At 50.5% G+C, this 10,473-nt stretch carries 9 protein-coding genes; all 9 read right to left on the bottom strand.

From position 1 onward, the window contains the following. Positions 1–61: 61 nt before the first annotated feature. Positions 62–190, bottom strand: a complete 129-nt coding sequence (locus tag ACFQ1C_RS04150) for a type II toxin-antitoxin system RelE/ParE family toxin (RefSeq protein WP_379557271.1) — start codon at positions 188–190, stop codon at positions 62–64. After that, entirely contained in the window at positions 183–404 is a 222-nt protein-coding gene (locus ACFQ1C_RS04145) for a TA system antitoxin ParD family protein (RefSeq protein ID WP_319781842.1), read from the bottom strand. Before ACFQ1C_RS04145 ends, ACFQ1C_RS04150 begins: the two co-directional genes overlap by 8 nt. 579 nt (positions 405–983) lie before the next feature. After that, positions 984–2,237, bottom strand: coding sequence for a flagellar hook-associated protein FlgL (flgL, locus tag ACFQ1C_RS04140; protein WP_379557270.1), 1,254 nt, complete (start codon positions 2,235–2,237; stop codon positions 984–986). 9 nt (positions 2,238–2,246) lie between these two features. Continuing rightward, positions 2,247–4,169: a flagellar hook-associated protein FlgK gene (gene flgK / locus ACFQ1C_RS04135; protein WP_379557269.1), complete on the bottom strand. Its 1,923-nt coding sequence runs from the start codon at positions 4,167–4,169 to the stop codon at positions 2,247–2,249. 9 nt (positions 4,170–4,178) lie between these two features. Beyond that, positions 4,179–5,171 (bottom strand): flagellar assembly peptidoglycan hydrolase FlgJ, encoded by a 993-nt coding sequence (gene flgJ, locus ACFQ1C_RS04130; protein WP_379557268.1) that lies wholly within the window; start codon positions 5,169–5,171, stop codon positions 4,179–4,181. Between the two features lie 645 nt (positions 5,172–5,816). After that, positions 5,817–6,920, bottom strand: a complete 1,104-nt coding sequence (locus ACFQ1C_RS04125) for a flagellar basal body P-ring protein FlgI (RefSeq protein WP_379557267.1) — start codon at positions 6,918–6,920, stop codon at positions 5,817–5,819. Between the two features lie 280 nt (positions 6,921–7,200). After that, positions 7,201–7,893, bottom strand: a complete 693-nt coding sequence (gene flgH, locus ACFQ1C_RS04120; protein ID WP_379557274.1) for a flagellar basal body L-ring protein FlgH — start codon at positions 7,891–7,893, stop codon at positions 7,201–7,203. A gap of 26 nt (positions 7,894–7,919) precedes the next feature. Next, positions 7,920–8,708 (bottom strand): flagellar basal-body rod protein FlgG, encoded by a 789-nt coding sequence (flgG, locus tag ACFQ1C_RS04115; RefSeq protein ID WP_379557266.1) that lies wholly within the window; start codon positions 8,706–8,708, stop codon positions 7,920–7,922. An 11-nt stretch (positions 8,709–8,719) separates the two neighbouring features. Further along, positions 8,720–9,463: a flagellar basal-body rod protein FlgF gene (gene flgF, locus ACFQ1C_RS04110; RefSeq protein WP_379557265.1), complete on the bottom strand. Its 744-nt coding sequence runs from the start codon at positions 9,461–9,463 to the stop codon at positions 8,720–8,722. Positions 9,464–10,473: the final 1,010 nt, after the last annotated feature.

Genomic DNA, 10,473 nt, shown 5'->3' with positions numbered 1-10,473 from the left:
ACCGTTCGGATATCAAAAACTCGGTACACCATTCGCTCTAAACACGCTTAACTGAATGGTGTTAGCCTAATAGCGGGTTTTCGATTAGCTTTTTAATCGCTTTATCTAGATCCGCTTTTTGGTTTTGGTGAAGTTTTTTTACCGCTTTTTTAAAGGTAGGGGTTTGCAGGATTTGGGTTATGTTAGCCAAACTTATATGCCTCAAGCTTACCGGCTTCTTTTTCCGCTTTGGCTATAATGGCTTGTTTGACAAACTCATAAGACAATTCTGGATTATCCTCCATCATTACACCAATTTTAGCCCAGTGTTCGATTTGTTTGGGCGTGGTACGGTGTAACGCCTTTCCCATGATGGCGGCTTTATCCACTAAATTTTGATCAAGTCGTATGCTCGCTGTAGACATAATAAGCTCCTTTGCATAAGTCACAACAAGTGTAGCGTAACGCTACACTTGTAGCAATGCGCACCATAAAAATGAAGAACGCTACGTGCACAAATTGTTAAAAGAGCCTTAATCAGGATGACGGCAGGCCCTTCGGCCAGCTGTATGCTGTCAGATAAAGGTAAACACCGTTTTTTGTAGTCCGCCCGTCTCTTCAGTGAAGAGGACTTCGACGGTCTTGCGGAGCAAGATGGTTTTAAAATCCCGCTAAGACGGGACTATCAGCTAAAGCGATAGCCTACAAAAAACGGTGAGGGGTCATGAGTAAAGGGGGAAGGGTAAACCCCCAAATACTACAAGAGAGATACCGGAGCAGATCCGGTATGACGGCTGAAAATACAGCTGACGGCTTACAGCTTTCACTTCAATCTGATCCTTTTTCCGTGTTGTTCCGTGACTCTCGTAAAAAAGAAGCGTGGCAAAAAAATTTAGTGTCTAAAAGGTAGTTACTGGCTCGGTAAAACGAAAAACACCGCCCTTTGTGGGAGCGGTGTTTTGGGTTTAGCTTGGTGCCGAGCGCTTGGTGCTCGGCGCTGCTAATTAAATATAATTAAACAAGCTCATGCCTTGCAGCTTGCCGAATACACTTTGGCTGGCTTGCAGGGCGACCATGGTTTGGTTGAGCTCGCCAATGGCTTGGGCATAATCTAAGTCTTCCATGCCACTGCGTACTTTATCGAGCGTGAGCGTCATGTCGGCATGGGTTTCTCGCTGGCTGTCTAGCCGTTGCAGTCGAATACCGGTGTCGGCACGAATGCGGGTAAAGTGGCCACCCACGGCGTCTAGCTCGTCTAATATATCGGCAAATTCACTTTGCTCACTGGCCGTATTGCCGTCACCGTCTAGCCACTCTTTGGCTCGATTTAGCGCATCAAATACACCTAACGTGCTTTTGGCTGCTCCCTGGTTGGCTGCATCTGCCTTCAGGGTGACTTCATCTCCGGCTTTGGCTTCGCCGGTTAAGGTAATGCTGAGGCCACCGGCGCTAATGGCTTGGCCTGACTGATAAGGTTGAGGAATAAGCGGGTCGCCGTTGCTATCTAGCAGGGCATTACCATCACGGTCACTCACTAGCACTTCTACCGCCCCGGCGTTATCACTAAAGGTCAGGGTATAAGGCTGGGCGGCGGCCACATTAGTAGCGTCGTTAATCACTGCCTGTTCAACCATCAACCCTTGTTCGCGTACGCCGCCTTGCAAGTTGTAGCTGGCGGTTAAATCTCCTTTAGGGTTGGGCACTTGACCAAACACCAGTTTGCCATCGTGATTAAGCGCCACTTTTACATTATCGCTAATGGCTAATTCCCGTTGGCCGCTGTCACCTTGATAACTCACGCTGCCGTCGGCTTGACGTAAAAAAGGTTCGGCATCGGTTTGAAAGCCGGCAAATATATAATCACCAAATTCATCGCGGCTGTTGGCCAAGTCTAATAATTCATCTATACGACTATTTAGCTCGCTGCTTAGTGCCGCTTTTTCTTGTGCGGTATAAGCGCCGTTGTTGGCCTTTAGCATCAGCTCTTTGGCTTGTTGGCTGAGATTTTCTGCGCTAGTGAGTAGGCTTTCTTCGCGGCGTAGGAGATTTTCACCCATATTAATATTGTTTTGATAACGAGCAATATTACTCAGCTCTTGCTTGTAACTCATAATGCCATTGGCGGCTACCGGATCATCGGCGGCAGTTTGTACACGCACTCTAGACGATAGCTTATCGAGCTGCTGATTAGCTTGGCCGCTTTTATTGGTAATGTGACTCAGGTTGTTTTGATAAAATTGTGAAGTAGATAAGCGCACAACCTCTCCTTAGCGAATTTGCAGCAATGAGTTAAATAGTTCGTTAGCCACGCTAACCACTCGGCTAGACGCCATATAAGCCTGCTGAAAGCGCAACAGGTTAGCGGCTTCTTCATCCAAATTAACACCCGACACCGACTGCATGCGGTTTTGCGACTGGGTTAGTGCGGCGGCGGCAGAGTCGGCTTTTATTTTTTGGCTGTAGGTTTTACCACCCACATTAACCATGGTTTGGTTCAAACTGTCTGTAATAGTGCCTTGGCCGTCGTTAAGCCACTTCTTTTGTTTAATATCACCAAATGCTTGGGCATTGACGTTATTGCCGGCACCACTGGCGGCGGCAATTTCAAAGCTATCTCCGCCAGAGCTACCCAGGCCCGAGACGTTAATATCCAGACCATTAAGGCTAATCACCGGATCGGTGGGATCTAATGTGCCATTTTGAATAATGGTGGTGGGGTCGCTTTTTTTGAACACCTGATAGTCACCCGCAGCATCCAGCGTTACCACTAACGGATCGTTTTTAGTGGGCAACTCGGGGCCGCTACTGTCTGTTATATGTGGCGTTAAGCTGGCGTTACCGGTGTTTTGCGGGCTGGCGGTGGTGGTAAAGGCGCTGGACGCCGCCAGGCCTTCTGGCTGCTTCAAGCTCACCGCAAGATCTGCCGCCCCATTGCGCGTAGGGCGGATCAGCATGTTATCGCCATTGGCAGGCACATCACTCAGGCTGATAGAAAACCCATCTACATTAAGATTACCATCGGCATCGGCGGTCACGAGTTGGCGCTCACCAACGGCTAAGTCGGTAATAAAGTAATCCCCGTCTTTATAGTCGAGTCGATATTCACTGCCGGTTAATTTGCCGGTGTCGGTAATGGTAACTTCACCGCTCACGTTGGCGTTATCGGTAAAAAAGCGGCCAATGCGAGCATTGTCACTATTAATATCGGTAAACAGGTTTGCGCCTGGCACGCCGTTCAAGTCGACTCCCTGCTTCTGCACCTGGTTAAAGGCATCAGCCAAGCCGATGGCGGTGCGCCCCATGTCACTCATGGTAGGCGCCAACACCGTGTCTCTAAATTTAACCGTTGCCCCTAGCTTCCCGCCTAACTCGCTGGCATTAAGCTTGGTAGATAGATTAGGTTGATCGGGCGCAGTTAGGTGCAGTTCGGTTTGTTGCGGATCTGGGGTGCCTGGTTTGGCCTGCAAGCTAAAGGCACGGCTGCCACTCACCAATGTCTCGCGCCCACCTAACATCACCGACACTACGCCATTGGGCTCATTGATGGTGGTAATACTGACTTCTTGCCCAAGGTCGCTAATCAGCTTATCGCGTCGATCTAATAAATCATTCGGCGAGCTGTTCGTCCCGGTGTTCATAATTTGTTGGTTGAGCTCTGCTATGCCGGCAGACAACTCGCTAACGCGATGAGCGCGGCTGGCAATGTCTTCGCTGTTTACCGAATATTGCTGATTCAGGGTGTTCTGCATGGCATTAAAGCTGCTGGCTACGTCTTGAGCATGGCCCAGCAACAACTGACGATTGCCTAAATCTGCGGGGTTATCGGTAAAGGCATCAATGGTTTTATACAGTGAGTCAAGGTTTTGACTCACTGCTTTACCCATGTCGTTCACACCGCTGTTCAGGTAGTTCAGCTGCTCATACATGGCGTTGGCACCGGCTTGTTCGGTGCTGTTCGTCAGCACATCTTTAAAGGCGTACTGTTGATAGATACGGGTAACATCACTAATACTGGTACCAGTGCCATAAAATTGACCACCAGAATACTGAGCGCCTTCGGTCATTTGCTCTGCACGTTGCCGATGGTAGCCTTCGGTATTCACGTTGGCAATGTTGTGGCCGGTGGTGGCTAACTGGGCTTGAGCGGCCATTAAACCACTCACACCGGTTTGATACATATCAACAGCCATGATGTGTCCTTATGCTTGTGATACCAGTCGGGTAACGGTATCAAAAATGGAGCTGAGTTTGTCGGCATATTTGGGATCGGTAGCGTACCCTGCCTGCTGCAACTCTTTAAAATATTGCTTAGGCGAACCGGTTTGCTGCAAGGCGTTGCCGTAGCGCGGGTTCTCATGCAGAAAGTCTACATAGTTGTTAAAGCTGTCATTAAACGACTCATAAGATCGAAATGGCGCTTTAACCTTTACCGCTATGCCTTGTTCATATTCTAGGGTGTTCACCCATTTTTTTTCAGCCTTCCAACTGTTATCGGCCTTAATGCCAAAAAGATTATGGCTAGAGTCAGAATTTTTTGGCCCGATGATTTTTTTACCCCAACCGGTTTCTAGCGCGGCCTGCGCCAGCATGGCTTCGGGCGGGAGACCCATGCGTTTTCCGGCCTCAACTGCGGCGGGCATTAAGCGCTTTACAAAGTCTTCTGGCGAGCGAAACGGCTCGCTGGCGTTATAGACCACTGCGTCTTTATCGTTAGCTGACAGGCTAGCGGCTTGCAATGGCGGGCGCGCCATTTCTTTGGCTTTTTCAACCGCGCCAGCTACGCCATCGGCACCTAAGGGGCGTATTACTTTGCCGGATATTCGGCGCACATCGGCCAGATCAAACTGGCGAGCTTGGGGCTGCGGTGCGGCCTGTTCGCCGCCTAGCTGTTTAGAGACCAAATCGGCTAAACCTAAGCTGCCGCGCCGACTAAGTTCCGATGACATTTGTTGGTCGTACATGTCTTGATAATGCTCGGTGTAGCGGCTGTTCATGGGCCCGTCGGCTTCAAATACTTTGTTAGCCGCGCGCATCGATTTAAACAACTGTTGCGTAAACAGGCTTTCAAACTGCTGCGCAGCTTCGTCTAGCCCTTTGCCTCTATCTTGTGCAAAACCTTGTTGGCGCAGCTTATCGAGCCCTTGAATGTCGTTAACCAGTAAGCTGTTGCTGTATGAATCGACCGGTTTCATCCGCTACTCCTGAAAACATAGCTGGAAGCTTTAAGCTGTCAGCTGTAAGAAAAACCTAAATCTATATTTGCCACGGAATCCACGGAACCCACAGAAAAATAGAGATCAAATCTAAAACAAAGCTTTAAGCTATTAGCTGTAAGCCATAAGTTAAGTTCAACAACCAAGCCATCCTGCTCTGCAGAGCCAGCAGCTAAAGCGCAGGGCTACAGGCAGGAGCCGGTGCTTATCTTCGCTGATAGCTTACGGCTTAAAGCTTACCGCTGCCCGAAGGGCTGCCCCTTGTCTCAACCTTAATTTTTCCGTGCGTTCCGTGCTTCTCACAGCAAAGAGTCGCGGCAAAGATAGGTTTCGCCTACGGCAAAATGCGAGAGCAAGCGTTCGCCTACAAAACAATACGATCCCTGCCGTCTAGGTTTTGCTCTTACGAATAAGATTTCTTGGTACTTTTCGCACTTATCTCATCTTAATTTTTCCGTACGTTCCGTGTTCTTCCGTGGCAAAAAATCTTTAGGTTTAGGCTTGGCTCGTCAGCTGTAAGAAAAACCTAAAACCGAGATCCTGACGTGCGTCAGGATGACGGCTAAAACAACACACCTTTCTTTGTCTAGCTGGGCGCTTGGTGCTGGGCGCCGGGCGCTGCTCTTAAATAATAACCAGCTCGCCTTGTATGGCGCCGGCTTGGCGTAGCGCTTCTAAAATGGCTACTAGGTCGCCTGGGGCTACGCCCACCTGATTAACCGCGCGCACTAAGTCATCTAGCGTGGTGCCTGTGTCTAGTTTAAACATGCGGCCGTCTTGTTGCTCAACGTTAATATTGGTATTGGGCACTACCACGGTTTGGCCACCGGCAAGCGCATTAGGCTGAGATACCTGTGGGTTTTCCGAAATGGTGATGGTTAACCCGCCATGGGTGATCGCAGCAGGTTTTAACTGTACGTTTTGGCCAATAACCACGGTGCCAGTGCGCGAGTTAATAATAATTTTCGCCGCTTCGTCTGCCACATCTACTACTAAGTTCTCTAAGGTAGACAAGTAACTAACGCGCTGGCCGGGGTCGCGCGGTGCATAAACGCGTACCGAAGTGGCATCCAGCGCTTGGGCATTGTTAGGGCCTACTAAGTTGTTAATGGCCTCTGCCATGTGCTTAGCGGTGGTAAAGTCGGAGCGATGTAAGTTAAAGGTAATGGTGTCGCCACGGCCAAACGAGCTTTGCACTTCGCGCTCTACCATGGCACCGCCAGGTATGCGGCCCACGGTAGGAATGTTGATCATAATAGAAGAGCCATCGGCGCCTTCTGCCCCTAAACCGCCCACTACTAAACTGCCTTGTGCGATAGCATAAACCCGCCCGTCTACCCCTTTTAAGAAGGTTTGTAGCAAGGAGCCTCCGCGTAAGCTTTTGGCTTCGCCAATGGCCGACACGGTAATATCGATGGTTTGGCCGGGCTTAGCAAAAGCAGGCAACTCGGCGTGCACCGCAACCGGCGCTACGTCGTTCATTTTAGGACGCATATCGTCTGGCACCGTAATGCCAAAATTATTGAGCATGGTTCTAAATGTTTGGGCAGCAAAGGCGTTATTACGCTCGCCGGTGCCGGGCAAGCCCACTACTAGGCCGTAACCCACCAATTGGTTGGCTCGCACGCCCGCTACCGAGCTAATGTCTTTAATTCGCGCCGCATGGGCGGGAATAAAGGCACCGGCCAATAGGGTTAAGCTCAGTAATAATCCGGTGAGCAGCTTCATTTATTTCTCCTGAAAAACCTTAAAACAAAGCTGTAAGCTTTAAGCCGTAAGCTGGAAGCCGTAAGCTGGAAGCTGGAAGCCGTAAGCTGGAAGCCGTAAGCTGGAAGCCGTAAGCTAAACCCAAGATCCTGATTTTCATCAGGATGACGACAAAAAAAGAGACTAAACCCACAAGATTTTAAAACCATCCTGCTCCGCAGTTCCGGCAGCTAAAGCGCCGGCTACAAAATTCGGTACCTGCTTTTAACTTCCAGCTTCTAGCTTACGGCTTCAAGCTGCTTTAAAAAGGCATCCATTCGCTGTTGAAAAATTTGGCTAACCAGCCGCGGCTTTGGGTGTTGGCAAAGTCGCCGGTGCCGCCGTAATAAATACGCGCGTTAGCCACGCGGCTAGATTCTATTCGATTGTCGGCACCAATGTCTTGTGAGCGGATCATGCCGCTAATGCGCACATATTCTTCGCCAGTATTGAGCATAATCCATTTTTCGCCCTGCACCATCAGGTTACCGTTGGCCAACACTTGAGCCACGCTCACGGTAATGCTGCCTTGCAAGCTGTTGCTTTGGTTAGTGTTGGCCTGGCCGTCAAACTCGTTACTGCTAGACAGTGATGCACTAAAAGGATTACCCGCAATGCTGAGACCTCGGGCACCAATGGTTGGGGCGGCAATATTTACGCTAGAATCTTTACCCTGCTGGGTAGTCGCGCGCTTTTGGGCGCGGGTCGACTCTGCTAAATCCACAGTAATAATGTCGCCAACGCGGTGCGCTTTAATGTCGGAATATAGGCTGTTGGCGTAGTTATCCTGAAAAATAGCGCCGTTAGGCTCTAGCTGTTGCTCGCTTAAGCTGGGGATCACCGGCGCAAAATCTGGGTCATCCGGCTTAGGCGTATAGGGCGTGCTCGTACAGCCGGCTAAACCGAGTGCAGTTAGCACAACCACCCAGCTTAAGGCGGTAATTATGTTTCGCATCACGCTCGTCCCCTCACTGCTCATCATTATAACTGCTGATTCACATACGCCATCATGTCATCTACTGCCGAGATCACCTTAGAGTTCATCTCATATACCCGCTGCGCTTGAATAAGATTTACCAGCTCTTCGGTCACGTTCACATTAGAGGTTTCTAGCATGCCCTGCTTGATGGTGCCGTAACCGTCGGCACCGGCAATACCTTGCATAGCGGCACCGCTCGACTGGGTTTCTAAATACAAGTTTTCACCTTTAGGTTGCAGGCCCGCAGGGTTGGCAAAATCACTGATAATAAGCTGGCCAATAATTTGTGACTCGGCCTGGCCGGCTATTTGTACAGACACTTCACCGTTGGTGCCTACGCTAATACTTTGCGCATTATCGGGGATCTGCATTTCTGGCTGCACCGGATAACCGTTGCCTGGGCTAACAATCACGCCTTCTTCATTAAGCGCGAACTGGCCGTTACGGGTATAACCAGTAGTGCCGTCTGGCAGTAGCATTTCGAAAAAGCCACGGCCATCAATCATCACATCCAGCGCATTATCGGTGGTTTGCACACTACCCTGAGTAAAGGTTTTTTGCGTGGCCACCACCTTACTACCGGCACCCAACATTAGACCCGACGGCAAGTTAGTATCGGCAGTGGCTCGGCCGCCCGGCTGATGAATGTTTTGATAGAGCAAGTCTTCAAAAATAGCGCGGCCTTTTTTAAAGCCCACGGTGCTGGCGTTCGCCAAGTTATTAGAGGTTACCGAGATATTGGTCTGCTGAGCATCCAGGCCAGTTTTACTAATCCATAGTGCTGGGTTCATTGTAATCTCCTTTAGATGCGCAGCAGCTGGGCATGGGCTTTATCGTTTTCTTCCGCGTGGCTCATCATTTTAAGCTGAGTCTCAAAGCGGCGCTGCAAATCAATTAAATGGGTCATTTCGGCAACCGGATTCACGTTACTGCCTTCTAGTGCACCTGCCAGCAGCTGTACTTGGGCCGAAGGGGCTTCTATTTGGCCGTCTTTACGACGAAATAGACCGTCTGGCCCTTTTTCAAGATCGGCATTGTTAGGCAGTACGGTTTTAATACGCTGCAATTCTGCGCCGCCGTTGGCCGGTTCGCCTTCTAGCCGAGCAAAGATGGTACCGTCTTTATTTATTTCCATTTTTTCTAGCGGCAGTGGCAAAAAGATAGGCGCACCACCGTCGTCTAACACGCTAAGGCCATTGCTAGTTTGCAACAATCCGTCTGCCGCCACTTGCAGGCTGCCAAACCGGGTGTAAGCCTCACCGCCATCTTTAGACTCCACCGCCAACCAGCCGTCGCCGGCCACGGCAACGTCAAGATCCCGACCCGTGGTTTGTATGGGCCCGGAGGCAAAACTTTGCCCCGGCCGCTCGGTCATGGCAAATACGCGGGTTGGCAAACCTTCGCCAAAGGCCTGCATGGCTCGCGCCTGCTCCATGTCGGCTTTAAAGCCGGTGGTATTGGCGTTGGCCAAGTTATTAGAGCGCACGGCCACGCTGTGCATGTTTTCTTTGGCGCCAGACATGGCGATATAAAGCAAATGATCCATTTCAGCTCCGTCGGTGAGTTAGCCGAATAAATACTGATTAATGCTGAACAGTCGCAAAGTTCTGCCACTGACCGCTAATTGATTAAATACAATGCAAGATTGGTGCCACAAAGAAAGCTTGGAGCGATAAGCTGGAAGTTAAAGAAAAACACCCAGCCAAACACTACACCGCACTCCTTGTAGCCTGCGCTTCAGCTGCAGGTCCTGCGGAGCAGGATAGTTTTTAAATGCCAGCAAAGGTCACTGGCCCCCCGCCTTCGCGAGGGTGACGATAGGGGGAAGCCTGCGCTTTAGCTGCTGGGACTGCGGAGCAGGATGGTTTTTAAATCCCGCTGAGACGGGAGTGCCAGCTAAAGCGTCACCCTACAAAAACACCGACCTTGTAGCCTGCGCTTCAGCTGCAGGTCCTGCGGAGCAGGATAGTTTTTAAATGCCAGCAAAGGACACTGGCCCCCCGCCTTCGCGAGGGTGACGATAGAGGTAAGCCTGCGCTTCAGCTGCAGGTCCTGCGGAGCAGGATGGTTTTTAAATGCCAGCAAAGGTCACTGGACCCCCGCCTTCGCGAGGGTGACGATAGAGGTAAGCCAGCGCTTTAGCTGCTGGAACTGCGGAGCAGGATAGTTTTTAAATCCCGCTGAGACGGGAGTGCCAGCTAAAGCGTCACCCTACAAAAACACCGACCTTGTAGCCTGCGCTTCAGCTGCAGGGACTGCGGAGCAGGATGGTTTTTAAATGCCTGCAAAGGGCACTGGCCCCCCGCCTTCGCGAGGGTGACGATAGGGGTAAGACAGTGTTTGGCTCGTCCCCTTTGCTCTTAACACTTCACAGGTTTAAAGCGGCGAAATGCGAGAGCAAGCGCTCGCCTACAAAAGCTAAAGAGCAGATCCTGACTTTCGTCAGGATGACGGCATAAAGCAAAACTAAAGCGAGATCCTGAATCAAGTTCAGGATGACGGCATAAACAAAAACACCGCCCTTAAAGGAGCGGTATTTGGTTTTTCTGACAGCTG

Origin of the sequence: Oceanisphaera ostreae (assembly GCF_042676125.1) — a bacterium.
In the GTDB taxonomy this organism is placed as follows: Bacteria; Pseudomonadota; Gammaproteobacteria; order Enterobacterales; family Aeromonadaceae; genus Oceanimonas; species Oceanimonas ostreae.
Note: the sequence above shows the minus strand (reverse complement) of the source record. Positions and strands in the feature narration are given on the sequence as shown.

Coding starts and splice junctions, on each gene's coding strand:
- ACFQ1C_RS04125 (WP_379557267.1), bottom strand. CDS start 6,920: ATGAAGCTGCTCACCGGATTATTACTGAGCTTAACCCTATTGGCCGGT.
- flgK (WP_379557269.1), bottom strand. CDS start 4,169: ATGGCTGTTGATATGTATCAAACCGGTGTGAGTGGTTTAATGGCCGCT.
- flgJ (WP_379557268.1), bottom strand. CDS start 5,171: ATGAAACCGGTCGATTCATACAGCAACAGCTTACTGGTTAACGACATT.
- flgH (WP_379557274.1), bottom strand. CDS start 7,893: ATGCGAAACATAATTACCGCCTTAAGCTGGGTGGTTGTGCTAACTGCA.
- flgF (WP_379557265.1), bottom strand. CDS start 9,463: ATGGATCATTTGCTTTATATCGCCATGTCTGGCGCCAAAGAAAACATG.
- ACFQ1C_RS04145 (WP_319781842.1), bottom strand. CDS start 404: ATGTCTACAGCGAGCATACGACTTGATCAAAATTTAGTGGATAAAGCC.
- flgG (WP_379557266.1), bottom strand. CDS start 8,708: ATGAACCCAGCACTATGGATTAGTAAAACTGGCCTGGATGCTCAGCAG.